31 protein-coding genes are annotated in these 25,764 nt (G+C 38.6%); 11 read left to right on the top strand and 20 right to left on the bottom strand.

What is annotated here, in order from left to right; translation table 11 throughout:
- Positions 1–35: 35 nt before the first annotated feature.
- Positions 36–539 (top strand): DUF309 domain-containing protein, encoded by a 504-nt coding sequence (locus B3D94_RS14025; RefSeq protein WP_069480463.1) that lies wholly within the window; start codon positions 36–38, stop codon positions 537–539.
- 274 nt (positions 540–813) lie between these two features.
- Here B3D94_RS14025 and B3D94_RS14020 read toward each other — a convergent pair whose 3' ends face one another.
- The 12 genes from B3D94_RS14020 to B3D94_RS13965 all read right to left on the bottom strand — a co-directional run bounded on the left by B3D94_RS14020 (position 814) and on the right by B3D94_RS13965 (position 11,576).
- Positions 814–1,185 (bottom strand): GNAT family N-acetyltransferase, encoded by a 372-nt coding sequence (locus tag B3D94_RS14020; protein ID WP_008174622.1) that lies wholly within the window; start codon positions 1,183–1,185, stop codon positions 814–816.
- 199 nt (positions 1,186–1,384) lie between these two features.
- On the bottom strand, positions 1,385–2,704 hold the full coding sequence (gene lysA, locus B3D94_RS14015) for a diaminopimelate decarboxylase (RefSeq protein ID WP_291757845.1): 1,320 nt from the start codon (positions 2,702–2,704) through the stop codon (positions 1,385–1,387).
- A gap of 222 nt (positions 2,705–2,926) precedes the next feature.
- On the bottom strand, positions 2,927–4,375 hold the full coding sequence (locus B3D94_RS14010) for a spore germination protein (protein WP_054612283.1): 1,449 nt from the start codon (positions 4,373–4,375) through the stop codon (positions 2,927–2,929).
- 15 nt (positions 4,376–4,390) lie between these two features.
- A complete protein-coding gene (gene sigF / locus B3D94_RS14005) occupies positions 4,391–5,134 on the bottom strand; it encodes an RNA polymerase sporulation sigma factor SigF (RefSeq protein ID WP_372428013.1) in 744 nt (247 codons plus the stop codon).
- A gap of 58 nt (positions 5,135–5,192) precedes the next feature.
- Positions 5,193–5,633: an anti-sigma F factor gene (spoIIAB, locus tag B3D94_RS14000; protein WP_069480460.1), complete on the bottom strand. Its 441-nt coding sequence runs from the start codon at positions 5,631–5,633 to the stop codon at positions 5,193–5,195.
- Positions 5,626–5,979, bottom strand: a complete 354-nt coding sequence (spoIIAA, locus tag B3D94_RS13995; RefSeq protein WP_025114066.1) for an anti-sigma F factor antagonist — start codon at positions 5,977–5,979, stop codon at positions 5,626–5,628. Before spoIIAA ends, spoIIAB begins: the two co-directional genes overlap by 8 nt.
- 274 nt (positions 5,980–6,253) lie before the next feature.
- Positions 6,254–7,504 carry a thymidine phosphorylase gene (locus tag B3D94_RS13990; protein WP_069480459.1) on the bottom strand — a complete coding sequence of 417 codons (1,251 nt, stop codon included), beginning with the start codon at positions 7,502–7,504 and terminating at the stop codon, positions 6,254–6,256.
- Between the two features lie 13 nt (positions 7,505–7,517).
- On the bottom strand, positions 7,518–8,699 hold the full coding sequence (deoB, locus tag B3D94_RS13985) for a phosphopentomutase (RefSeq protein ID WP_069480458.1): 1,182 nt from the start codon (positions 8,697–8,699) through the stop codon (positions 7,518–7,520).
- Between the two features lie 92 nt (positions 8,700–8,791).
- A complete protein-coding gene (xerD, locus tag B3D94_RS13980; RefSeq protein WP_258268040.1) occupies positions 8,792–9,694 on the bottom strand; it encodes a site-specific tyrosine recombinase XerD in 903 nt (300 codons plus the stop codon).
- Between the two features lie 172 nt (positions 9,695–9,866).
- Positions 9,867–10,331, bottom strand: a complete 465-nt coding sequence (locus tag B3D94_RS13975) for a Fur family transcriptional regulator (RefSeq protein WP_008174639.1) — start codon at positions 10,329–10,331, stop codon at positions 9,867–9,869.
- A 122-nt stretch (positions 10,332–10,453) separates the two neighbouring features.
- Positions 10,454–10,966 carry a hypothetical protein gene (locus B3D94_RS13970; protein ID WP_025114062.1) on the bottom strand — a complete coding sequence of 171 codons (513 nt, stop codon included), beginning with the start codon at positions 10,964–10,966 and terminating at the stop codon, positions 10,454–10,456.
- 58 nt (positions 10,967–11,024) lie between these two features.
- Positions 11,025–11,576 carry an NUDIX domain-containing protein gene (locus B3D94_RS13965; RefSeq protein ID WP_069480456.1) on the bottom strand — a complete coding sequence of 184 codons (552 nt, stop codon included), beginning with the start codon at positions 11,574–11,576 and terminating at the stop codon, positions 11,025–11,027.
- 75 nt (positions 11,577–11,651) lie between these two features.
- On the opposite strand from B3D94_RS13965, the gene B3D94_RS13960 reads away from it, so the two are divergent.
- Positions 11,652–12,551: an aldo/keto reductase gene (locus tag B3D94_RS13960; RefSeq protein ID WP_069480455.1), complete on the top strand. Its 900-nt coding sequence runs from the start codon at positions 11,652–11,654 to the stop codon at positions 12,549–12,551.
- A complete protein-coding gene (locus tag B3D94_RS13955; protein ID WP_069480454.1) occupies positions 12,548–13,027 on the top strand; it encodes a VanZ family protein in 480 nt (159 codons plus the stop codon). Before B3D94_RS13960 ends, B3D94_RS13955 begins: the two co-directional genes overlap by 4 nt.
- 22 nt (positions 13,028–13,049) lie before the next feature.
- Here B3D94_RS13955 and B3D94_RS13950 read toward each other — a convergent pair whose 3' ends face one another.
- The 3 genes from B3D94_RS13950 to B3D94_RS13940 all read right to left on the bottom strand — a co-directional run bounded on the left by B3D94_RS13950 (position 13,050) and on the right by B3D94_RS13940 (position 15,186).
- Positions 13,050–13,556 (bottom strand): GNAT family N-acetyltransferase, encoded by a 507-nt coding sequence (locus tag B3D94_RS13950; protein WP_291757841.1) that lies wholly within the window; start codon positions 13,554–13,556, stop codon positions 13,050–13,052.
- A gap of 156 nt (positions 13,557–13,712) precedes the next feature.
- Positions 13,713–13,979, bottom strand: a complete 267-nt coding sequence (locus B3D94_RS13945; protein ID WP_025114058.1) for a YqkE family protein — start codon at positions 13,977–13,979, stop codon at positions 13,713–13,715.
- A gap of 22 nt (positions 13,980–14,001) precedes the next feature.
- Positions 14,002–15,186: an acetyl-CoA C-acetyltransferase gene (locus B3D94_RS13940; protein ID WP_291757839.1), complete on the bottom strand. Its 1,185-nt coding sequence runs from the start codon at positions 15,184–15,186 to the stop codon at positions 14,002–14,004.
- A gap of 206 nt (positions 15,187–15,392) precedes the next feature.
- Between B3D94_RS13940 and B3D94_RS13935 the strand changes: the two genes are divergently transcribed.
- On the top strand, positions 15,393–16,364 hold the full coding sequence (locus B3D94_RS13935; protein ID WP_036127701.1) for an alpha/beta hydrolase: 972 nt from the start codon (positions 15,393–15,395) through the stop codon (positions 16,362–16,364).
- Between the two features lie 49 nt (positions 16,365–16,413).
- Here B3D94_RS13935 and B3D94_RS13930 read toward each other — a convergent pair whose 3' ends face one another.
- The 3 genes from B3D94_RS13930 to sirA all read right to left on the bottom strand — a co-directional run bounded on the left by B3D94_RS13930 (position 16,414) and on the right by sirA (position 17,990).
- Positions 16,414–16,884, bottom strand: coding sequence for an S-ribosylhomocysteine lyase (locus B3D94_RS13930; protein ID WP_069480451.1), 471 nt, complete (start codon positions 16,882–16,884; stop codon positions 16,414–16,416).
- 362 nt (positions 16,885–17,246) lie between these two features.
- Positions 17,247–17,465, bottom strand: coding sequence for a YneF family protein (locus B3D94_RS13925; protein ID WP_004232154.1), 219 nt, complete (start codon positions 17,463–17,465; stop codon positions 17,247–17,249).
- Between the two features lie 99 nt (positions 17,466–17,564).
- Positions 17,565–17,990 carry a sporulation inhibitor of replication protein SirA gene (gene sirA, locus B3D94_RS13920; protein ID WP_025114054.1) on the bottom strand — a complete coding sequence of 142 codons (426 nt, stop codon included), beginning with the start codon at positions 17,988–17,990 and terminating at the stop codon, positions 17,565–17,567.
- A gap of 342 nt (positions 17,991–18,332) precedes the next feature.
- Between sirA and B3D94_RS13915 the strand changes: the two genes are divergently transcribed.
- The 5 genes from B3D94_RS13915 (at position 18,333) to B3D94_RS13895 (ending at position 21,783) form a co-directional block, all read left to right on the top strand.
- Entirely contained in the window at positions 18,333–18,689 is a 357-nt protein-coding gene (locus B3D94_RS13915; protein ID WP_069480450.1) for an ABC transporter permease, read from the top strand.
- Positions 18,690–18,704: 15 nt separating this feature from the next.
- Complete coding sequence (locus tag B3D94_RS13910; RefSeq protein ID WP_036124247.1) at positions 18,705–19,343, top strand: PspA/IM30 family protein; 639 nt, start codon at positions 18,705–18,707, stop codon at positions 19,341–19,343.
- Between the two features lie 112 nt (positions 19,344–19,455).
- Complete coding sequence (gene liaF / locus B3D94_RS13905) at positions 19,456–20,139, top strand: cell wall-active antibiotics response protein LiaF (RefSeq protein ID WP_043989784.1); 684 nt, start codon at positions 19,456–19,458, stop codon at positions 20,137–20,139.
- Complete coding sequence (locus tag B3D94_RS13900) at positions 20,136–21,176, top strand: sensor histidine kinase (protein ID WP_291757822.1); 1,041 nt, start codon at positions 20,136–20,138, stop codon at positions 21,174–21,176. The genes liaF and B3D94_RS13900 overlap by 4 nt, the downstream gene beginning before the upstream one ends.
- Positions 21,151–21,783: a response regulator gene (locus B3D94_RS13895; RefSeq protein WP_008174684.1), complete on the top strand. Its 633-nt coding sequence runs from the start codon at positions 21,151–21,153 to the stop codon at positions 21,781–21,783. The genes B3D94_RS13900 and B3D94_RS13895 overlap by 26 nt, the downstream gene beginning before the upstream one ends.
- Before the next feature lie 184 nt (positions 21,784–21,967).
- Here the strand turns inward: B3D94_RS13895 and tkt are convergent, their stop codons facing one another.
- Both tkt and B3D94_RS13885 read right to left on the bottom strand, forming a co-directional pair.
- The gene (gene tkt / locus B3D94_RS13890; RefSeq protein ID WP_291757820.1) at positions 21,968–23,962 is read right to left on the bottom strand and encodes a transketolase; all 1,995 of its coding nucleotides are present in this window, start codon (positions 23,960–23,962) and stop codon (positions 21,968–21,970) included.
- A gap of 125 nt (positions 23,963–24,087) precedes the next feature.
- Positions 24,088–24,321, bottom strand: a complete 234-nt coding sequence (locus B3D94_RS13885; protein WP_008174688.1) for a DUF896 domain-containing protein — start codon at positions 24,319–24,321, stop codon at positions 24,088–24,090.
- Positions 24,322–24,511: 190 nt separating this feature from the next.
- On the opposite strand from B3D94_RS13885, the gene B3D94_RS13880 reads away from it, so the two are divergent.
- Both B3D94_RS13880 and def read left to right on the top strand, forming a co-directional pair.
- Positions 24,512–25,039 carry a GNAT family N-acetyltransferase gene (locus B3D94_RS13880; protein ID WP_069480447.1) on the top strand — a complete coding sequence of 176 codons (528 nt, stop codon included), beginning with the start codon at positions 24,512–24,514 and terminating at the stop codon, positions 25,037–25,039.
- Between the two features lie 130 nt (positions 25,040–25,169).
- Complete coding sequence (def, locus tag B3D94_RS13875; protein ID WP_291757814.1) at positions 25,170–25,748, top strand: peptide deformylase; 579 nt, start codon at positions 25,170–25,172, stop codon at positions 25,746–25,748.
- Positions 25,749–25,764 lie beyond the last annotated feature (16 nt).

The following is a 25,764-nucleotide window of genomic DNA, read 5'->3' as shown; positions in this document are numbered from 1 at the left end:
CTATGTTCTTATAGTATAGTGGAAAGGAGTTCAAAATGCATCCACAGCATCATACTTTATTTATCGATTACTGCGCTTATTTTAATGGCAATCAGGATTTTTTTGAATGCCATGAAGTGCTTGAGGAATATTGGAAGGAAATCGCGCCTGGTGATAAAATGCACCCATTGGCTGGCTATGTACAGCTCGCAACAGGCTTATACCATTGGCGGCGTGGTAATGATACTGGCGCTATACGAATTTTAGAAAAAGCACTTCATAATTTTCAACAAAATGAAGGTCATATCTTTTTCCATGAAATTAGTTATTATCAACTCCTGACAGAAATTAAAAATAGTCTCGCCGGGATCCAAGCAGGCAAGTCCTTCCATGCATTCCAGCTCCCCCTTTCACCCAAGTTGCTGGAATTAGCACTAGCGCGTATACAAATTATGCCACCTAGTAACTCAAACTATCTTCTTCATAAGCATATGCTAAGGGATCGCTCACATATACTTGCAGAGCGACAAGAAAGCAAACAAAGAAAAAGCAGACGTTAATTTCCACTATGGGCAGACGCTTTCGGCTTGTGGAGATGAGCTGATTTCATCGCTTCCCTAGAGTCCCTACTGACCAGGAACTCAATTTCTTCGCTTTTCCCGCAGGTGTCACAGGCTTTTGTTCCGTTCAACTAAACTTTGGCGATGCTAACCAATAATAGCTGGGTATTGAATGAATGAACGTGGTTAATTAATAATTGTCCACATATAGAACACAAAAACCATCGATAAGTTTACTCTCGATGGTTTTTGTCTACAGTATGTGCAGACGATGTTACTCGTCTGCTTTTTTATCAATGCAATTGATACATTTTTGAACTAATTGACGTGTTTCATCTGTTGCACGTACATTTTCATATTGGCCTAGCTCTCCTATTTCCTGAAGCATTTCCTTCGCAACACCCTCGCCTCTATAGGAAGGCACAACAGATACATGTTGGATCGTAGCAGTATTATTCTCATCCGTTACAAGCCCAACAATGCCAACATACTCATCATTTTTTTTCCATAAGTATAAAACCCAATTATCATCATTTTCATAGGAGTGGATGGTCTCGGTAAGCTTTTTTACGTCTTTTTCGTTCGGCATAAACGAAAGTAGCCCCATTGCTATTTTCTCTAAAGCTTTTTTATATCGAATTAACATATTTGTCTATTCCCTCTTTTTCTAGCTGTACATAATCTTTGACTATCCTACACGATTTGTACTTTTACCGCAAGCCAATTTCTGTCTTACGAACCAGGTCCGAGAATTCCTTTAGACGCCAACACCCAATAGACAATACCCCACAACACAATAAAAGTTGAAATGGATGCTAGTAATACCCATTTATTCTTTCTCAAATTTACTCACCCTTTTTTAAAGTTAGCGGGAGATCGTTTTGCACAATATCTTCATAACTTTCGCGGCGAATAGCTAATTGATGCTGTCCATTCTCTACAAATACAACAGCAGGTCTAGGAACACGGTTATAGTTACTTGCCATAGAATAACCATATGCGCCTGTACAGAAAATGGCTAAAATATCACCTGAAGCTGCGTCTTGTAGTTTAGCATCAATAATTAATTTATCGCCAGATTCACATAATTTACCAGCAACCGTATAAATTTCATTTTTCGGCTCATTCACTTTACTTGCAATGATTGCCTCATACTTAGCGTCGTATAATGCTGGGCGGATGTTATCACTCATCCCACCATCAACAGCAATATATTTTCGCACATTTGGTACTGTTTTTTGTGATCCGATTGTATAAAGAGATGTTCCTGCATCACCGACAAGTGATCGACCTGGTTCAATCCAAATTTCTGGCATTTTTAGTCCAAGTACAGTTGCTTTGTTTTTCACTACTGTAATCATGTCCTCTACATATACTTGTGGTTCAAGCGGTGCATCTTCTTCAGTATAACGAATACCAAAGCCCCCACCTAAGTTTAACACAGTACATGTAAATCCGTGAGCCTTGTTCCAATCAGAAATTTTGTCAATCAATTTTTCTCCTGCTAACCCAAAGCCAGCAGTGTCAAAAATTTGTGAGCCAATGTGACAATGTAGGCCTAATAGCTCTAAGAATTCATGGTTAAATGTTTGTTGGAATGCCTCATCCGCTTGACCATTGTTTAAGTCAAAACCAAATTTCGAATCAGCTTGACCTGTCGTAATGAAATCATGCGTATGTGCTTCAACCCCTGGTGTAACACGTAGTAATATACGCATTTTTTGTTGGCGACGTTCAGATATTTCTTTTAAAAGCTGAATCTCATAGAAATTATCTACAACAATACAACCGATTTTGGAGTCAAAAGCTAGCTCTAATTCTGCAATGCTTTTATTATTGCCATGGAAATGAATGCGCTCAGCTGGAAAACCTGCTTTTAGTGCTGTAAATAATTCTCCACCTGATACAACATCCAATGATAAGTTTTCTTCTGCTGCTAATTGATACACAGCTACACATGCAAATGCCTTTGAAGCATAAGCTACTTCTGCTTTTACGCCTAGTTTTTTAAACGTATCGATAAAGCTGCGAGCACGCTTCCGAATAAGTGCAGTATCATACACAAAAAGTGGTGTACCGTACTCTTTGGCAAGCTCTAGTGTGTCTACCTGTCCAATTGTTAAATGACCATTCTCAGAAATCGCTTGTGTTCCATATAAATGCATGTGCATCTCTCCCTTTTCACTTCGTTCCATTCTGTCACTTTTACAGAAATATGATAGGATCTACCATTGGAAATAGAGTAGTCCCATCAAAAATTTATTACAACCAGCTTCAAGAGGCCTATGTATAAAACCTCCTTTTTGCTGAATGAAAATAATTTTTGCAAAAATCACAAAATACTATATGTGAACTTTATCACATGAAAAAAACGAGTGCAACGGCTCCTATGATCTTTTTCGCTGTTTGGAAGCGACTACATAAGGTCTTAATGCATCTGCCGTCATTGGGAAACGAATAAGGACACGTAGCATCGCCATTGGGAAGAATGGAACAAGCGGCCAAAAATATGGTGCCTGCATTGGTCGTAATGAACATAAATACGTAAACACTAAGAATATGCCTATGAATAAACCATTAACACCCCAAATACCTACCATAATTAATAAGAACAGCCTAAATATTTTTATGGAGATACTTAGCTCATAGGACGGGATAATAAAGATGAGAATAGCCGCAACCGCTGTATAGAGCACAACCTCTGCTGAGAATAGTCCCACATCGATCGCAATTTGACCAATAATTACCCCCGCAACCAAGCCCATCGCAGTAGACAGTGGTGTCGGAGTATGAATGGCGGCCATCCTCAAAAATTCAATACCAATATCTGCAATAAGAATTTGCAGTAATAAGGGTACATGCGATTTCTCTTGAGTCCCTAAAAAAGAAAGAGCATCAGGAAGCAATGATTCATTTGTTGCAAATACATACCACAAAGGTAATAAAAGTAAACCCATAATGGCGCCGAAATACCGCATAAAACGTACAAATGTACCAACTAGTGGCGCCTGTCTATATTCCTCCGCATGCTGTAGTAAATGGAAAATCGTAATTGGCACAAGAATAACAGACGGTGAAGTATCTACCATTATGGCGATATGCCCTTCTAGTAAATGCGCTGCAGCAATATCTGGCCTTTCCGTGTAACGGACAAACGGAACTGGATGGAATTTTTGCTTAAACAGCCATTCTTCTAATGATTTATCAGCCATTGTCAAACCATCATGGTTAATCTGGTCAAGGCGCTGTCGTAATTTTTCGAGCATATCTTCATTGGCAACATCCTTCATATACGCTATGGCAACGTCGGTTTGGCCGATTTTGGATATTTTATGTAGCTCGAAACGTAAATTACTATTGCGAATCCTCCTACGAATTAAAGCCGTATTTTGAGATATCCCTTCTGTAAAACCATCCCTTGAGCCACGTATTACCTTTTCATTGTCGGGCTCCTCAGGGGAACGTCCTGGATAGTTTCTGAGCTCGGCAACGTAGCAATAGCCACTTTTAGTTATAAAGGTCACTTGCCCGCTTAAAATGGCTAATAAATAAGCTTTACGCTCGGTTTCCTCAGAACGTCCGTGAAAGTTAAAATAAGACTCAAAATACTCCTTCTCATCCTCCACATCGATTTCATAATCCTCATCTGGGAGCATGCTCGAAAGTAATTGTGTTAGGGCTTCTCCATCCACAAGGCCACTAATATAGGCGCAAAGAACCGGCAAATCTTTGACAAATAAATGCTTAATCCCAACGTCAAATGATTCGCCGTCACCAAATTGCTCCTTAAGAAAATCTTCGGCTGCTTCTAAGTTGCTAAATAATTTATTTGTCATGCTGTCACCATTTTCTTAGATGTCTTTTTTTATTGCTTCTTGCTCTACAGTTGCGCTTGTAGCCATCCAGCTTTTTAATTGAGCAAGAATTTTTTTCTCCAAACGGGATACTTGTACCTGTGATATACCTAACCTATTTGCAATTTCTGTTTGCGTACAATCTGAAAAATATCGTAAATAAATGATAGACTGTTCTCTCGGTTCAAGCCTTGTAAGCACTTCTTTAAGGGGGATATAATCAAATGGCTGCTCGGATTTTTCATCCTTCATTTGATCCATCAATGTGATGGAATCTCCTTCACTTTCATACAATTGCTCATGTAGAGATGCTGGATCTCTTAATGCATCTGATGCTGTCACGATCTCCTCGGTTGTCACACCAAGTACTTGAGCCAGCTCCTGTATCGTTGGCGGATGTTCATTCTTTTTAATAAATTCGTCTGTAGCATGTCGGATTTTAAAGTTCAGCTCCCGAATAGAGCGACTCACCTTCACCATGCCATCATCCCTTAAAAAGCGTTGAATCTCACCAATAATCATAGGTACTGCATAGGTTGAAAATTTAACTTCATACGATAAATCGAACTTATCTACTGATTTCATGAGTCCTATGCAGCCTATCTGGAATAAATCCTCGAGCTCAACACCTCTCGTTGTAAAACGTTGAACAATGGACCACACAAGCCTCGTATTGCCTTCTACCATTCGTTTACGAGCCTCATGATCGCCCTGCTGTGCACGTGCTATTAAATCACGCATTTCCTCCTGAGACAAAAGCTTTTCGGACGACTGTTCTAACGGCTTCACGATGATACCCTCACATTACCGCTGTGCGAACTGTGTAAAATTTCTTCGTAAATGTTACAGTTGTTCCTTCTCGCCACTTGGACATAACTGTTAGCTGATCAGAAAAACTGTCCATAATCGTAAAGCCCATACCTGAGCGCTCCATTACACTTTTTGTTGTAAATAACGGCTCCATTGCTTGACTCACGTCTTCAATTCCTACCCCTTTATCCATCACAGACACCGTTACAATGTCATCTTCACGTTTAGCATGAACAGTAACAACACCCTTGCCATCCTCTTCATAGCCATGAATAATGGCATTGGAAACTGCTTCTGAGACAACTGTTTTAAATTCAGATAGCTCATCAATAGTTGGATCTAATTGAGCAATAAAGCCAGTGACTGCTACACGAGCTAAGGCTTCATTTTCACTAATTGCTAAAAAAGTTAATGTCATTTCGTTATCCATTTACAATCCCCCTTACGCGATCAATCGCTTGTTCCTCTGTTGCATCCATCATCCAAGGCCCTAAACCTGAAAATTGAAAAACTTTTCGCATGGTTGGCGATGGATTCAATAAAATAGTTCGCCCAGCAACTGCTTCTAACTCACGCATACGACCAAGCACTAAGCCTACTCCTGAACTATCCATAAAGGATAGCCCTTCTAAGTTCCATATGATGGTCGTCACAGTGCCTTGGAAAATTGCTGCAGAAATTTTCGCTCGAATTTGCTCAACTGCATGATGATCGAGCTCCCCAAATAAACGTATAACGACTGTCTCTCTTGTGACCATTTCTAATTGAAAATGCATGAACATCGCCTCCTTCTCGTGCAATTCCACATTTAATACGCTGAATCCTTGCGGCTGACAGAACTAGTGCAAAGTCTTCTGAAATAGTGTCAAATCGACATACTTATAGCTTTTTAGGTTTAAGTGCAGTATGGGATAAGTGAACGTGTTTTAAACAAGTTGCTGTTATCTCAATATGAAATTTCTACAAAAATGTAAACATTTCATAGGTTTAATGGTGGAACGACAAAAAAAGCGAGAACCCTCGTATGTGAGAGCTCTCGCAAATAAAATGTTATGCAATTGTATAAGCTTGCTGTATTTTATGAATCGTATCTTGATCGATTTGGTTATTGGAATATAAATAAGCAATGATATCCCCATTTTTTACACGATCACCTTTTTTAGCAATCAGCTGAATGCCTGCATCGTAATCCAGCGCGGATTCCTTTGTTAAACGTCCAGCACCTAGACTAACACTAGCCTCACCAACTAAAAGGGCATTAATTGTTTCCACAGTACCCTCTGTCACTGCCGTTACTGAAACTTTATGGGCCGTTTCATTTTGTACGATATCAGATACGTCTCCACCTTGCGCAACAATAAATTCCTCAAATTTAGCAGCGGCAGAACCATCTGCCAGTACGCGCTTAACTGCGGCAGTTGCATCCGTTTCATCAACACCTGCGGCAACTTGATACATTAAAGAAGCAATGACTACACATTCATCTAGTAAATCCTCATGTGTTTCTTCCATACGACCACTTAATAATGCATAGGCTTCCAATACCTCAAGCTTATTGCCAATCATTTTACCTAGTGGATTATCCATATCACTAATATGGGCAACGACTCTGCGCCCAAGTTTTTCCCCAATAGCTGTCATTGTATCAGCTAATCGCTGAGCTTCTTCTTGCGTTTTCATAAACGCACCTGACCCACATTTAACATCTAACACAATGCCATCCGCACCACTAGCGATTTTTTTACTCATAATGGATGCAGCAATTAATGGAATCGAATCGACCGTTCCTGTCACGTCTCTTAATGCATACAACTTTTTGTCGGCTGGTACAAGATTGCCGGTTTGCCCAGCAACTGCAATTTTATGTCGATTGACATTGTCAATGAATTCCTGTGAGGAAAGCTCTGTTTTGAAGCCTTGGATTGACTCTAATTTATCAATTGTACCACCTGTAATACCTAGACCTTTACCACTAAACTTGGCTACTGGAATTCCTAGTGATGCAATAATAGGTGTGACCACAAGCGTTACTTTATCTCCAACGCCACCTGTTGAGTGTTTATCAATTTTAAAACCATCAATAGACGTTAAATCAATGACATCTCCTGATTCAATCATTGCTTTTGTTAAATAAAACGTTTCATCATCAGACATTCCTAAAAGTCGAATCGCCATTAAGAGTGAGCTTGCTTGATAATCAGGAATCGAACCTGTCGTATAGCCATCTACAAAATACTGAATGTCAGCTTGTGAGAGCTCTAATCCTTGTTTTTTCTTTTCAAACAATTGCACCATATTCATTCGAAAATCCCCCTTATTTCAATTCTTGTAAGAAACTTTTGCCGAATGCTGGTGCCTCTACTTGGAAGTTCTCAGCCACTGTAGCTGCAATATCTGCAAAAGTTTCACGAAGCTCTAATTCAGCTCCACCATTAAAACGTGGAGAATAGACAATTAACGGTACATATTCACGTGTATGATCTGTGCCATGGAAGGTTGGATCATTCCCGTGGTCTGCTGTAATAATTAATAAATCATCCTCTGACATTGCACTCATAATTTCTGGTAGTCGTGTATCGAATTCTTCTAGAGCTTGTCCGTAGCCTAGAGGATCACGGCGGTGTCCAAAATTAGCATCAAAGTCTACTAAGTTTAAGAAGCTCATTCCATGGAAATCACGGCGGACAACTTCAGCAAATTTGTCCATTCCATCCGTATTATTTTTAGTACGTACAGCATCTGTGACACCTTCACCGTTGAAAATATCAGAGATTTTTCCAATTGCAATTACATCTAAGCCTGCGTCTTTCAATACATTCATCGTTGTACGACCGAATGGCTTTAACGCATAGTCATGTCGATTTGAAGTACGAGAGAAGTCCCCTGGAGTACCTATAAATGGACGTGCGATTACGCGACCCACTAAATACTCAGGCTGTAATGTTAATTCGCGTGCAATTTCACAGATTTTATATAATTCATCTAATGGTATGATTTCCTCGTGTGCAGCAATTTGTAAAACTGGATCAGCTGAAGTATAGACAATAATTGCTCCAGTTTCCATATGCTCTTTACCGAAGTCTTCTATAACCTGCGTACCACTTGCTGGTTGATTGCAGAGTACTTTACGACCCGTACGTTTTTCTAGCTCAGCAATCAACTCTGCTGGAAATCCATCAGGATACACTTTAAAAGGCTTATCAATGTTTAACCCCATAATTTCCCAATGTCCTGTCATCGTATCTTTTCCTACTGAAGCTTCTTGCATTTTTCCATAGAAAGCTTTCGGCTCGTTTGTCGCTTGCATACCTTGCAGCGGCTCAATATTTGCCAAACCCATTGACTCCATTACCGGCATTGTAAGCCCATTCATTTTTTCAGCGATGTGTCCTAATGTATGTGATCCTACATCGCCAAAATTTGCAGCATCTGGCGCTTCACCAATTCCTACAGAGTCCATTACAACTACATGGATTTTGTTAAACGGTTTATTCATTATTATTGCCTCCAATCTCATGACTCTATTTTACCAAAAAAACGTGAAAAATAAAGGTCAGACATCCGACCGAAAAAAATTTTCTGAAATTTTTAAGCACGGGGATGAAATTGCTTATATACTTCCGATAATCTTGTTTTACTAATATGTGTATATATTTGCGTTGTTGAAATATCTGCATGACCAAGCATCTCTTGTACGGCACGTAAATCAGCCCCATTTTCGACTAAATGAGTAGCAAAAGAGTGACGCAATGTATGTGGTGTTAACTCATGTTGGATGCCAGCTTTTAAAGCATGCTCCTTCATTAATTTCCAACAACCTTGTCTTGTTAAACGTTTCCCTCTTTGATTAATAAAAAACGCCTCAGTTTTTGGATATTTTCCCTGTAATTGACCACGAGCATTGTTTAAATAGGTGCTTATGGCTGATAATGCACTTTTACCAAGGGGAATGATTCTTTCTTTTCCACCCTTCCCAAACACTCGAACAAAACCCATTGTTAAATGAATATCTGCTAAGTCTAAAGCAATAAGCTCACTGATTCTCATACCCGAGCCATATAATAATTCCAGCATCGCTAAATCACGGATACCTTGTGGTTTACTTCGATTCGGTGCAGTCAATAAGGCTTCAATTTCTTCTATAGATAAAATATTCGGTAATTTTTGCTCAATTGTTGGCATTTCTAAATGTACCGTTGGATCTGATTCCGCACGTTTTTCTCGGAGTAAAAATTGGTGGAAACTACGAATAGATGAAATATGGCGAGCAATCGTACGGCTTGTCTTCCCTTGAGCACGTAGTTGCTCTAAATGTCGTAGTATGGTTGTTCTTTCTACACGATTAAAATCAGCCATACCTTCTGCATTTTGCAAAAAATTTACATAGCTTTCTAAATCTCGGCGATAGGATGCTAATGTATTAACAGATAACTGCCGTTCCACTTGGATAAAATGGATATAATCCTCTACTGCATATTGAAATTCATTCATCACAACGCCCCCTTACTGTCAATTATTTTCTATTTTAGCATGGCTATTAGAAATGTGCTAAAGCCTCCTCCATTCGACATAAACCAACGGTAATAAGGTTTTATTATTTCATAAAAAAACAAAAAACTGCCCGATTTAATCTATATCAGAGATTAAAACAGACAGCTTTTCGTTAATTTTCTTCATTCGATTCGTCGTTTTTATCATGACAGCGCCAGCATATGCCGTGGAAAGTTAGTCGGTGATCCTTTATGATAAAGTTCCAACGCTTTTCAACAACGGCTTCCACATCTTCAAGTAAATCTTCTTGAATTTCATCAACAGCTCCACATTCAATACAAACTAGATGATGGTGGAAATGGGCAGCTCCCTCTTGGCGTAGGTCATAGCGCGACACGCCATCGCCAAAGTTGATTTTGTCGACAATTTTGAGCTCAGTTAATAATTCTAACGTTCTATAAACAGTAGCTAGACCGATCTCTGGTGCTTTTTCTTTTACTAAAAGATATACATCCTCAGCACTTAGGTGATCTTCTTCGTGCTCAAGCAAGACAGCAACTGTTGCTTCTCGCTGCGGCGTCAGCTTGTAACTAGCACTATGCAACTGTTTTTTTATACGATCAATTCGGCTCTCCATGTGACGCCCCCCTAAACTCTTTCCATTATACCAAAGGAGTAAATCCTATTACAAGATAGTGAATAGATTTCTAACATGCTTCTACTTTTTTATCTGATCACAATTTCTGTTTATTAAACCCATCATTTTAACACATAAGAAACAACAATAAACTCAGCAACTATTATGATGAAAAATGCGATAAAATTCAACAAAATTGTCCGACCAGATACTTGTTTCCCGATTTTTCGCTTTGACCAAGCAGGTACAAGTAAATTGCATAGGACTAGCAACAATATACAATAGATAAGCTGAAATGGAAACCACCAAATCGTATAAAGCCAAAAAGCTTCAAGTTTTTGTAATAAAAAAACAGAACTAAAGCCAAAAAAAGTGGCACGCATGGCTACAGTTACACGTACTAAAACTTTTAAAACACTGTGAGTTGCTAGTAATAATACAAGACCTATAGAAATGGCGACAGGAAGCACTAAACGAAAAATCGAATGCCTGTCCCCATCGGCTAAACGAGGTTCTATAAATAATATAAACGGTTCCGCTTTTGGTCCACCAAAAATATGAAAGAAAATAACGCCACAAACAAAGCTAACGGCAATGATGGAAGCGTGATAAAATATAGACACCGTACGAGACATAAACATGCTCCTTTTCTATCAAGGTTTGTACAGCTTATGCTCGTCCGTCTCTATTATGCTAAAGATTATTTTCTAAATGGGCAGCAAGCCAAAGTACAGCAAATGCAGTTTTAGCATCAAATATACGTTGATCCGCGACCATTGATTGTGCTACTTCCAACGAAACTTCTAAAAGTTCGACAAACTCATCCTCATCTAATGCTGCTTTATTGTCGATAATATACAAATCCTTCGCTACATATAGATGAATGACCTCGTCTGCAAAACCCGGCGACGTTGCAAATGTTTGTAAATATGTAAAGCTGTGCGCGCCGTAGCCTGTCTCTTCCTCTAATTCACGGCGAGCTGTCATCGCTGGTTCTTCATCAGGTTCAAGTTTCCCTGCTGGAATTTCAACAATAGAACGTTCAAGTGCCTTACGATATTGCTCCACTAACACTAATTTGCCCTCATCCGTCACGGCAATTACCGCAACCGCTCCAGGATGTTTAATAATTTCGCGCTTTGCAGCCTGACCATTTGGCAACATGACATCATCAACCTGTAGCTTTACAATTTTTCCGTCATAGATTGGTGTCGTTTTTGTCGTTTTTTCCTCAAACTTTTTCATAGACGATAACCTCGCTTGTCCTTCAGATATGTTCATTGTACCATTACAAGTAAAGAAATCGAAGGAGGTCGTTTCATGAAAAAAAGAAAGCTTGGCACTAGTGAATTATTCATTTCTGAAATTAGTTTAGGAGGCATGTCACTTTCGACAGATAAAGGGCAAGCTGCTACTATTGTTGATATGGCATTAGATGCGGGCATTAATTATATTGATACTGCCGATTTATATGAGTTTGGGGCTAATGAGGAGATCATCGGCGCAGCATTAGGAAAACGTCGTCAAGAGATCATCCTTGCCACAAAAGTAGGTAATCGCTGGACTGAAGGTGTAGAAGGCTGGCATTGGGATGCTTCACCATCCTATATAAAACAAGCTATTCATGCTAGTTTGAAACGTTTGGGAACGGACTATATTGATGTTTATCAGTTACACGGTGGTACAATCGAAGATGACTGGGATGGTATTATTGACACTTTTGAGAGTTTGAAAAAAGAAGGACTTATCCGTGAATATGGCATTTCCTCGATTCGTCCAAATGTTTTGCAACGTTTTTTACCTGCAAGCTCAGCTAAAAGTGTCATGATGCAATATAGTGCATTAGATCGTCGACCCGAAGAGTGGTTTGACTTTATTGCGAACGAAGGTGCTTCTGTTGTAACTCGTGGCACTGTGGCAAAGGGCTTATTAACAAATAGCTGGCAGCAACGTCTTCAACGAGTAAATGGTTTTAACAACTATTCTTCAGAAGAGCTAACAACAACGTTAACAAACTTAGCTTCACAGTATAATGATTTACATGCACTGGCACTAGCCTTTAATTTAAAAGAGTCTACAATCGCTTCTACAGTGATTGGAGCAAGCTCACAGGAGCAACTAGCTCAGACCCTCTCTGCCTATGAAAACATGGCTACTATAACCGATTATGAAGCAGCAAATACGTTAACAAAAAATGAACAATATGTAGAACATCGATGAAAAAGTGGTTAATCTTCATCATCTGTCTAGTTGTGCTTATCATTTCCTCCAGCATGACTTACGAACAACAAAGTATTTTACCAGAGCTTAAAGATTTATTAGCTAATAAACCTTTTGAAAAACAACTATCTGTTTTAAAAATCCCCTATTGGGACAAAGTCGTATCAGTTGAAGAACGTGGTTATTTTCCATTTGTTGAATTTTTAATTCGTAAACTAACACATTTTATCGGATTTGGATGCATTGCGCTTGGTTTGTACTTTGCATGGGGTAGACGCCGTTTTGCAGCAACTATTGCTATTGCTGGAACGGCTTTTATTGCTATGCTTGATGAACTTCGTCAAAGCTTTACACCAGGTCGGACAATGAGCGGTCAAGATGTGCTTGTAGATACAGCTGGAGCCATTGTTTTTGTTGGTGTCGTTGTGGTCTTCAGGAAATTGTTGAACAATAAAAGACAAAAGGCACTATATTAGCCTTTTGTCTTATTTATAAACCTTATAGGAATCTCCAATAATAAAGAGACTCAGTTTCTTTATATAAGGTAGCCCCTGCTTTTTCTAAAACTCGATGGGAAGCGAAATTATCTTTTTCTGTATCTGCAATAATATACTGAACATTTGGTTGATGATGTAGCCAGTGTATCATTGTTATAATGGTTTCTGTCATATAACCACGTCCTTGAAAACTAGGAAAGGTATAATAACCAATCACCACTTCCTGCCTCTCATTTGGCATCCCTTTTAGCATAATGCCTCCAATAGCACTATTCTGTTCTTTACAAACTATCAACCAATTCGTATGCCAAATATAATTTTCTTCATCTTCCAAAACTTTGGAGCGTCTATAGTGCAATGCCTGTTTTAGCTCATCATCCATATTCCCCTCTAACTTATGTAAGTATAGTTCAATTGCTAATTCATTCTCATGCTCTATCAGCAATTGTAAATACTTAGCATTCAAAGGAATTAATCTTAATCTTTTAGAATATAATTCAAACATCATTGTTCTCCTATCATAATTTAATCTATTTACTAAACTATAATAAGGTATATGTTATTGGCAGCGTCTCCCACGTCATGATTTGCTACTTATATAATATCGACTTTTCTATTATCCAAAAACAGTGAACCCACATGCGCGAATTCACTGTTTTTCTTGTTAATATTTCGTGCCTTTATCGCCATACTCGTTTAATAATTCTTCAAACGATTTATTTTTTTCTCGTTGCTTACGTTCAAAAGCTAGTTTTGCTTGGCGCTCTTCTTCTGCAGCCTGTTCTTTCACGGTTAAATCTTGCTTTGCCGCTTTTAATTTAGCTAGCACATCGCCACCTAGCTGGTCTGCTAATGTGACTGCCTCCTGCTTTGGCAAGCTTGCTGTCATGCTATTGCTTGTCTGTTGTTGTTGTTTTCGTTTCTTTCCCATTTCATTCACCTTCTTATTGACATCAAGGACGCTTTACTACTGTGGCTACGCCTTGACCACCACCGATACATAATGTGGCTAAGCCCAATTTCGCATCGCGCTTTTCCATCTCATGTAAGAGTGTGACCAAAATACGAGCACCACTCGCACCGATCGGATGACCAAGAGCAATCGCGCCCCCGTTAACATTTAGTTTATCATGATTAAAGCGTAATTCACGATCAACAGCAATCGATTGTGCTGCAAATGCTTCATTTGCTTCAATTACATCTATTTCATCTAATGTTGCTGCTGCCTTTGCCAGTGCTTTTTGGACTGCTTTAACTGGACCAGTTCCCATAATTGCAGGATCTACGCCTGCGCTTGCATTGGCTGAAATAATCGCCATTGGTTGTATACCAAGCTCTTGTGCCTTTTTCTTCGACATCACAACAACTGCCGCTGCCCCATCGTTAATACCTGAAGCATTAGCTGCTGTTACGGAGCCATCTTTTTTAAATGCGGGACGGAGCTTACCTAGAGATTCTTCTGTTACACCTGCACGTGGAAATTCATCCTTGGCGAATACAATAGGCTCTCCCTTACGCTGTGGAATCTCAACAGCGACGATTTCTTTTTCAAACTTGCCTGCTGCAATTGCTGCCTCTGCGCGTTGTTGAGAACGAGCTGCAAAAGCATCCTGTTCTTCTCTTGAAATTTCATACATATCACATAAATTTTCAGCTGTAATTCCCATATGATAATCATTAAAAGCACACCATAGACCATCATGGATCATAGTATCCACTACCTTTTGATCACCCATTCGGAAGCCTTCACGCGCATTTTTTAAAACATAAGGTGCCTGGCTCATATTTTCAAAGCCACCAGCCACGATAATATCAGCATCACCTGCTAAAATAGCTTGCGTTGCTAAATGCACAGCTTTTAAACCTGATCCGCATACTTTATTAATTGTTAATGCTGATACCTCATGCGCTAAACCAGCCTTTATCGCTGCCTGACGAGCTGGATTTTGTCCAAGACCAGCCGATAACACATTCCCCATAATGACCTCATCGACTTGTTCCCCTGCTACTCCTGCACGCGCTAAAGCGTCCTTAATAACAATGCTACCTAAAGTTACAGCTGGTACGTCTTTTAATATCCCCTGAAATGAGCCTATAGCTGTTCGTACAGCACTCACAATTACTACCTCATTTATCATGTCCATTCTCCCCTTTTCCCCGTTCAAAAATCAACACTGCTGCATATGCTACTAGCAGATATGTATATTTTAACAAATATTTTGACGATTTTCGATAATAGAAATAATCGCAGTTTTGCCAAAGTTATTGTAAAATGTTGACGTGTTTTAAACAATCTCAGTTGGGAACATTACAAATAAGAAACAGCATGTGGAGGTGTTTTATGATGAAAAAGAAGATGCTTTTATTCTCTGGTATTACAACAACGCTTGCCGCAGCAGCTACTGGTCTGTTCGGCTTCGCGCTTTCCAATAAATTAATGTATATTCAACAAAAAGATCCTGAATTTGTTCGTGAACGAGAAACGACAGCTAAACGCTTTGATGAGGCTTGGTACAATAAAAACTTGAAATGCGAATTAAATATCGATTCTCCTAATGGTTATACGATCCGAGGAATTATGCTTCAGCCTTTGCAAACCAATAACACGATCATCATATGTCACGGAGTTACCGAAAATAAAATCAATTCCGTTAAATACGCTAGGCTATTTGAAAGGCTTGGCTATAATTCGGTCATCTTTGACCATCGGCGTCATGGCGAATCTGGTGGCAAAACAACTAGCTATGGTCACTATGAAAAAAATGATCTTGATGCTGTAGTTAATACAGTGAAAGCCATGATTGGTGAAGATGCAATACTAGGTATTCATGGAGAATCTATGGGTGCAGCAACAATGTTACTTTATGCAGGTACGGTAGAAGATGGTGCTGATTTTTATATTTCTGATTGTGCATTCTCTGATTTTTCCATGTTGCTCAAGCAAATTGCCAAAACTGAATTTAAATATGGCTCTATTATTCCCATCCGTTTTGCTGATTTCTTTGTCCGCCTCCGGGACGGCTACTCCTTCAAAAGTGTGACCCCCGCCGAAGCAGTGACCCATATTGAAAAACCTGTACTTTTTATCCATAGTATTCCTGATTCATTTATTCCAGCGTCCATGTCACTAGACCTTTACAATAAAAAAGTTGGTCCTAAAAAATTAAAGCTTTTTGATACTGGTGCACATGCCCAATCCTTTAATGAAAATATGGATGAATATGAAGATTTAATTCATGATTTTTTAGAAAGTTTTATTTACCAAAAAATCAATCGGGATTCTTCCTCCTCCAACGTCATTCCATTCCATTTTTAACGCAAATAAAAACCTTGCTTTTATTATTCCCGCAAGGTTTTTTCTATATTTACTCTTCAAAAACGATATGCCATTCCTCTCGTTTCGCTAAAAATTCCTTCGCTAATGCTTGTGCTCCTTCCAAGCTATGACTCGCAGCCCAGCCACATTGTACCTCATTGCATGCAGGCACTGCTGTCGCCTTTGTCACATCAGTAAACGTTTTTTCTAAAATAGTTAATAGGTCTTCATAATCTTGATGATTAATAAGGGATACATAGAAGCCAGTCTGGCAACCCATTGGACTGAAGTCAACGATATGATTAGAATAATTACGAATAATATCCGCAGATAAATGCTCTAAAGAATGCAAAGCAGGCATTTCCATATGCTCTTTGTTAGGTTGCTTCAAGCGAATATCATATTTGTACACTTCATCGCCATTTCTCCCTGCTTTAACTCCCGCTAACCGAACATACGGGGCTTTTACTTTTGTATGATCTAGATCAAAGCTTTCTACATTTGTCTTTTCGCGTTCCATATTTAACAGCTCCTTTTCTATGAATACTATTTATTATAGCTAGTTTTTTCAAAATTAGTGGGAATATTTTAAATTGCTAGTTTTTTTATGTTTTCCTAGAATATTTCAAACGAATAGAGGTAAGATTTTTTTATTCTTGTTTCTAAAAGACTGATACATGTCTTCTGTAAGCCTCTTTTGTCAAAGAAATTGTCGGTGAGTAAATGAGTGGCAGTTGTTGTACATAGGGCTATGAACGGGTTGAGCGTTTCTCGTAACTAAAAATAAGGGGATGTCTCAAAAATTATTGAGACATCCCCTTATTATGACTCCATGAAAAAAGCAACCAGTTACCTTAACCAGCTGCTCCTTAAAAACCCCAATTATTTTTGGAATTTATTCATTTGTGCCATCATTTGACGTACTTGCTTTTCAGACGGCGTACGACCCATTTGTGCCATCATCATACGAATCATTTGCTCATTAATAGGTGGGTTTTCTTTTAAATATTTCATCATAGCTTGACGAGCGAAATAGAAACCAAGTGCCGCTCCCGCTGCTAATGCGATAATTACGATAATAATCCAGCCCCATGTAGGCATACAACCAACCTCCTCCACTACAATATACCGAGAAAAAACTCTCCACGCTCCATTATACACCAAATGATAGCATGTTACTATATATTGTAGTGAAATTTCCTAGTGCATTGTATACTTCATAGGTTTCAACCACCCACATTCATTATCTTGTTTATTGAAAGCAATAAATCGTTCACTCATCTTGGCAAGCATTTGAAATAAATCCAAATCTAGCATTCGTGAACCTTCACAATAAACACAAATCTTACGATCGACTAAATAAATAGCCATTTTACCTTTTATCGGATGTTCTAAAAACAAAGCATTACGAGCTCTTTCTAAATGTGCATATTTGGAATCAAGTTGATGCTCCAACATTGCTGCTATTTCATCAAAACGAACGGATTCACATATATACGCAAGCTCTTTTAAGGATTTCTCATTGGCGTCTTCACAGCCTTGCATCATCTCTAACAACTTTCGCTCTCTGCCAAAAATAAACGTTAAATGCTCTTCTTTTATCTTATATATGGAATAGGTTCTCACCAGAAATCCTCCTTCGCTCAGTTTATTTTCCATAAGTATAGCTCATCCCATCTTGTTAATTTGTCAAACGGAGGAAGTTTTCATCTTCTATTTTTGTCGAAAAGCTTCTAGTTTAGGATCTAAAAATTACTTTATGGCAGATGATAAATAGCTCTTAAAATGAACTGCTATTTTTCAATGAAAACAAGCAATATACACTCATTGTGTATGCCAAAAACCCACTTTTGTTGCAGCCTAGATAGTTCTCAGCCTCAAGACCTAGTAGAAAATCAATTTCGAGTCCGTTTTAGACAATCTTGTAAATAGGTAACATAAAGGTACAAACGAAAGGAGCTAAAACAAATGAGAAAATTTCTTTTATTAACTGGAGGCGTTATCGCAGCATGTGTTGCACTTGCCTTAATCGGACCATTGGCAGGCTTACTATTCTCCGGATTATTTGTAGCACTAGGGATGCATTTTTACATGGCGAGCAAGTCAAATTTCGGTAAAATCTTTTGGTTTGCGGTTGGTCTAATCGGTATCCTATCAGCAGTATCGAACATTCCTGCAATGATTGGTCTTGCAGCAATCGCTATTGTCTATGTCATTTATAAAAAATGGAATGGCGAAAATGTAAAAATCCCAACAATTGAAAGTAAAAAAGAAGAAGATCCATTTACAAACTTCGAAAAAGAATGGTCAAATTTAACAAAATAAAAGGAGAGAATGAATATGAATTTATTTCAACGTTTTAGATACACAGTAGAGGCAGACTTACATCAGTTATTTGATAAGAAGGAACAAAAAAATCCAATTGCTATGTTAAACCAGTACATCCGTGAAGCTGAAAAGCAAACGGAAGAAACAGGTAAATTATTAGAACGTCAAGGACAATTAAAAGAAAAGCTTGAGCAAGAATATCAACAAAATGCAGATTTACTTGCTAAACGTGAATCTCAACTGACATTAGCTCAGACTAGTGGCGAGCAAGATTTAATTGATTTCGCAACGGATGAAGTGACAGCTTACACTGCCCGTAATCATACGTTACAAGCGAGTATTGAAGCAAGTACACGTGAATATTTCGAGCTAGAGCGTAAATTCGAAACCATGAAACATAAAATTAAAGACATGAAAGTTCGTCAATTACAGTTAATGGGCAAAGAAAACGTCACTCGTGCCCATCATCAAATGGATGGTATGATTGCCAAAAACAATAAAACAAATTTTGAAGATTTGGAAGCTTATATTGATAAATTGGCTTATCAAATTGACAAAGATCATGAAGTTACAACATTTGAAGCAAGATTGGCACAATTAGAAAAAAAAGCTTCAGAGGAAAGCTCTCCACTGCTAATTGAAAATAAATAACATGTTATAATGGAAGCAATGCGCCAACTCTAACCGGCGCATTCTTTCACGTTTTAAAACAGAGGGTCCCATTCCCTCTTTTATACTATTAGTAGAAAGAAGGGTGACCCTCTTGCAAAATTTCACTACAAATAAGCTCACATTTTGGGTACTATGCTTCTTTTTACTCGTTTTTGTGGAGCTTACTATTTTTAATAATGGTGGCGCCTTTTGTTTATTGATTGGGGCCGTACTGCTTTATTTAAGCTTTTCTAAAAAAGTCCGCTTTTTTAAATGGACCGGCATATTCTTCATTGCGATTGCATTATTCACAATGTGGAGCCTCCGTCTATTCATTGTAATTATGCTCTTATATATGCTTTATCAATACTTACAACGAGAAAATGAACCAAAAATAGTTGGTGCTGAGCTTTTTGAAAAACTATCTACCTCGAAAAATGACTTAATTGGCACCATACCAGCACCAACTGAAGCATACAAATGGCAAGATGTGCAAATTCAACGTTTAGCAGGAGATATCACAGTTGATACGACTCAAACGATTTTGCCTGCTGGCACAAGTCTAATTACGATTCGTCAAGGGATCGGTAAAGTTCAAATCTATATCCCATATGAAATACCTTTTCGTATACACTATACGACCCTATTTGGTGAGCTTACTTGCTTACATGTGGGTCCACAACGTATTTTAAATGAAAGTGTTAGCTTTTCTGATGGAAATCCTGAAGATGCAAAACGTATTTTAATTATTCATGTTGCAACATGGCTTGGAGATTTGGAGGTGCTGCGTAAATGATTGCCTTTATCTCAAGATTATTTACCTTATTATTCATTTTAATGAGTGCTACATTCGGATTGCTTGTTGCAGTATGGGGAAATCCTGATGAGAAAACTTGGGAACCTTTATGGCGACAAAATTACAATAATTTTCCTCTTGGCGGAATTATTGTAGTCAGCCTATTTGCTCTTAGCTTCCTCTTTGCCAGTTGGATTAGTATTACTGCTCGTGCCAGAGAGGCTCAAGCAACAAAAATTGTAAAGCAGTTAATCGAACCTGATTTTGTACTTTCTAAAAAGCAAGCCCTTCCGAAACCATTAAAAAAAGCACTTGTGCAAACAAGTGAATTAATAGATACACAGCGTAAAAGTCTACAGCGCTTATCCAATGAACGGGCAGAAGCTCATGACAAAATTATACAGGAACGCATCATTGCTGAACGTCAACGTCTGGCTAGAGAATTACATGATTCTGTGTCGCAGCAATTATTTGCGGCCTCCATGTTGCTTTCTGCTTTAACGGAAAATGACGAAAATGCGACTAGCTTAAAGCAAGTGGAAAAAATAGTTCAGCAAGCACAGCTCGAAATGCGTGCATTATTATTACACTTACGACCTGTTGCACTTCGCAATAAAACACTTGCCCAAGGCTTAGAGGAATTAATTATTGAGCTTCAGCAAAAGGTTTACTTCCATATTGAATATGAACTAGAAGAAATGGCATTAACGAAAGCAGAAGAAGATCACCTATTCCGCATTGCCCAGGAAGCCCTCTCTAATACACTTCGACATGCCAAAGCAAGTGAGGTTGAATTGTTGCTTGTTGCACGAGATGACTTAGCCATTTTACGCATTCAAGATAATGGTTTAGGCTTTGATGTAGAGGCAGATAAATCCACTTCTTACGGCTTGCAAAATATTGCTGAACGAGCTGTTGAAATTGGCTGCACATATAAAATTGTGTCGGTCCCTGAAGAAGGAACGATTGTCGAAGTTAAAATTCCACTACATAAAGAGGAGGTCAATGACAATGATACAAGTGCTCATAGTGGATGATCATGAAATGGTGCGTATCGGCGTATCGGCGTACTTATCCGCACAGCCAGATATTACAGTTGTGGGAGAGGCTGAAAACGGGCAAGAAGCAGTTGAGCGTGCCCTTGCCCTAAAGCCTGATATTATTTTAATGGATAATGTTATGCCCATTATGACTGGCGCTGAGGCAACAGCAGAAATTTTAGCCGCATGGCCAGAGGCAAAAATCATGATGGTGACTAGCTTTTTAGATGATGACAAAGTCTACCCTGCTTTAGAGGCAGGGGCAGTGAGTTATATATTAAAAACATCTAATGCTAAACAAATTGCGGAAGCCATTCGTAAAACAATGGGTGGCGAAACGGTATTAGAGCCAGAAGTTACATCTAAAATGATGCACCGTATGCGCCACGGCAATAATACACCTCTTTACGACCATCTTACTGACCGTGAAATGGAAGTTTTATTGCTGATGGCACAAGGCAAAGCCAATCAGGAAATCGCTGACGAGCTATATATTGCTTTAAAAACTGTTAAAACACATGTAAGCAATATTCTAGCAAAGCTTGAGGTTCAAGATCGCACACAAGCCGTTGTCTATGCATTTCAGAATGGGCTTGCGAAATAATTTCTACATAAAAAAACTGCGTATGGTTATGCAGTTTTTTTGATTAGACATATTTTAGAAGATCATTGTCATCGGATGTATTTGTCCATTCCTTTAGTGATACGTCACCCAATAGTAAAAAAAAGCACCGCAACGCCCAGCGAATTGATACGTACGCTGAGTGTTGCGGTATTTATTAAAAATCTTATAGCGCTTTTACCTTCGCTACAACATTCTCTACAGTGAATCCGTATTTTTCCATTACAATTTCACCTGGAGCTGATGCACCAAATTTATCGATTGCAAGCACATCACCTTCAAAGCCCGTATATTTATGCCAGCCGAATGATGCACCCATTTCAATCGCAAGACGTTTAGTGACAGTTTTTGGTAAAACAGATTCTTTGTAAGCAGCATCTTGTTTTTCAAAGCGGTCCATAGATGGCATTGAAACAACAGCTACATCCATGCCTTCTGCTTTTAAAGCTTTTTGTGCCTCAACAGCAAGCGAAACCTCTGAGCCTGTTGCAATTAAAATAGCATCCGCTACTTCTTTTGTAGCAGGAGATACTGTGTAAGCACCCTTCGTCACACCTTCACGTACTGTTTCAATAGAAGCGTTATGAACAGGTAAGTTTTGACGTGACAATACTAATACTGTTGGCGTATTTTCTGATGCAACGGCAAGCTCCCATGCAACAGCTGATTCATTTGCATCCGCAGGACGAACAACAGATAAATTAGGCATTGCACGTAATGATGCAAGGTGTTCAATTGGTTCATGCGTTGGACCATCTTCTCCTACAGCAATCGAGTCATGTGTAAATACATACGTTACAGGAAGACCCATTAATGCTGAAAGACGAACTGCCGGACGAACATAATCTGAGAACACGAAGAATGTACCACCAAATACATTTAAACCACCGTGAAGAGCCATACCGTTTAAAGCAGCGCCCATTGCAAATTCACGAACACCAAACCAGATGTTGCGACCAGCATAATCGTCTGCAGAGAAATCGCCTGCACCCTTCATCGTTGTTTTATTTGAGCCAGCAAGGTCAGCAGAGCCACCAAAGAATGATGGTGTTTTCTTAGCAATAGCATTAATCGCATCACCAGAAGAAGAACGCGTTGCTACAGATTTACCAGCTTCATACACTGGTAATTCAGAAGCGAAGTCTGCTGGTAATTCACCATTCATAGCATGTTCAAATTGAGCAGCTAACTCTGGGAATTCTTGTTTATAAGCAGTAAATTTCGCATTCCAAGCTTCTTCAGACTGTGCTCCTTGCACTTCAGCCGCAGCATTAAAAGTATCATATACTTCAGCAGGAATTTGGAAAGGCTCGTGTGCCCACTCATAAGCAGCTTTTGTTAATACTACTTCATCTGTACCAAGTGGTGCTCCATGAGAATCCGCTTTACCCGATTTATTTGGAGAACCAAAACCAATCACTGTTTTCACTTCAATTAATGTTGGTTTGCCAGTTGATTTTTTAGCTTCTTCAATAGTTGCATTAATCGCATCAACATCTGTGCCATCTGCAACTTTTAAATAATTCCAACCATAAGATTCAAAACGTTTTTGTACGTTTTCTGAGAATGACTTTTCTAAGTCACCATCTAAAGAAATATCATTAGAATCGTAAAGCACGATTAATTTTTCAAGTTTTAAGTGACCAGCTAATGAAATAGCCTCTGCTGCAACGCCTTCCATTAAGTCACCATCACCACATAATGCAAATGTATAGTGGTCAACGATGTCATGACCTGGCTTATTGTAAGTAGCTGCTAAATGACGCTCAGCCATTGCCATACCTACAGTCATGGCAATACCTTGTCCTAGAGGACCAGTTGTTGCTTCCACACCTACTGTATGACCATATTCAGGATGTCCTGGTGTTAATGAATCCCATTGGCGGAAGTTTTGAATTTCTTCCATTGGTAAACCATAGCCGCCTAGATGAAGTAGGCTGTATAGAAGCATGGAACCATGACCAGCTGATAATACAAAACGATCGCGATTATACCATTTTGGGTTCGCTGGATTATGGCGTAATTGTTTTGTCCAAAGCGTATAAGCCATTGGCGCTGCCCCCATTGGTAAACCTGGGTGACCAGAATTTGCTTTTTCAATAGCATCGATTGACAAAGTTCGGATAGCATTTATTGCTAATAAATCCGCATGTTGAGTCATTATATTGTGACATCCTTTCTCGTCCTATAATTGTACTTCTACAGTTTAGTCAACATTGCTTTAGAAAACAATGCTTTTGTTATACTATTTGCATTTTCATACATACTTTATTGAATTGTGTCACATTAATTTAGAAATTTATTTTTTTTCGCTTGTCTTACCTTCTCTGGCGTAACATCATTTCCTTCTGCATCAACCACTTTTACGTTTTCAATCGTATCACGCATTGTTGCTCTAAATGTATCTAAGTATTCCTTACGAAGCGCTGTTCGCTCCTTTGCCTCTTCATCCGTTAGTTGACCACTTTTCGCTTTAGCAGAAAGTTCATTTATACGGTTAATTTTTTCTTTTGATAACATAGTTACACACCTTTCAGTACCTATCTTATTAATTTCGGTATGCAAAGTATAGCATGGTTTCCCATTAAATGCAGTTATACCAACCCTAATTCAAGCTGTTGAAATAAAAAAATACATGACTTCCAGATGTGTGAAGTGTATAAATATTATATGGAAGGAAAAATTTAACTATACATTGGAGGACATACATGTGAACGTGACAACTAAGCGATTACTCATTCGAACATTTCAAGAGCAGGACTGGGAAGCTGTTTATAGCTATACTTCAGATGAAAAAGTGATGCACTATATGCCTGAAGGTGTTTTTAATGAAGATCAGGCCAAGAAATTTATTGCAGAAAATAGTAACGACAAAGCAAAACATTTTGCTATTGTTTCAAATAATTCCGAGCAAGTGATTGGTCATATTGTTTTCCATCCTTGTTTCGGTAATCATACTTATGAAATCGGTTGGGTACTAAATCCAGCTTATCAAAATCAAGGCTTTGCTTCTGAAGCTGCTCGTGCTGTATTAGACTATGGATTTAATGAAAAGAAACTTCATAGAATTATTGCAACGTGTCAGCCCGAAAATATCGCTTCCTATAAAGTTATGGAAAAGATCGGAATGAGGCGTGAAGGATATTTTAAAAAATGTATACCGTATGGGGATGAATGGTGGGACGAATACTATTACGCAGTCTTACGTGAGGATTGGAGCCATTTATTAGAAGGTTAGAAGAACGTTAAACTCGTGAAAATGGGCTCCTATAAACATTATTAGGCACTGTATCAATGATGTATGATCTGACCATACAATTTAGCTTGAGGAAACTTCTGAAGAAATCCTATTGAGGAGGTATTTTTCGATGGCAAAATTTCATCCTGATTACATGATTACTATGAAAGATTTTGTAAAAGAACACTCAGTCCTATTACTAAAACAAACGCAAGACGTTGCCATACCAGTTCCCTCAGAGGATCGACATACATTATTATCTATGCTTCAGTATTTAAAAAACAGCCAAGATCCGAATTTAATAAAAAAGTATAAACTACGTCCTGGGAGTGGCCTCTCTGCAAATCAAATTGGCGTAGATAAAAGAATGTTTGCTGTACTTTTTAAGGATCACAACCAAAAACACGAAATGATGTTCATTAACCCAAAAGTAATGAGCCATTCTTTAAATATGATCTATTTGCCTGAGGGAGAAGGGTGTCTGTCTGTTAATCGACCTGTTCACGGTTTTGTACCAAGATATGAACGAATTAAAGTAAAAGCCTATAATATTGCTGGACAGGAATTTATTATGTCTTTAAAAGGCTATGAATCTATCGTTGTACAACATGAAATCGATCATTTAAAGGGTATTATGTTTTATGATCGAATGAATAAAGATAATCCTTTTCAACTACCCCAAAATGTTATTATAGAAAGCTTGTATTAAAAAAATTAGCGGGCTA

Source organism: Lysinibacillus sp. UBA5990, assembly GCF_002429815.1.
Lineage (GTDB): Bacteria > Bacillota > Bacilli > Bacillales_A > Planococcaceae > Lysinibacillus > Lysinibacillus fusiformis.
The sequence above is the reverse complement of the archived record's forward strand: the minus strand, read 5'-3'. Positions and strand labels throughout refer to the sequence as shown.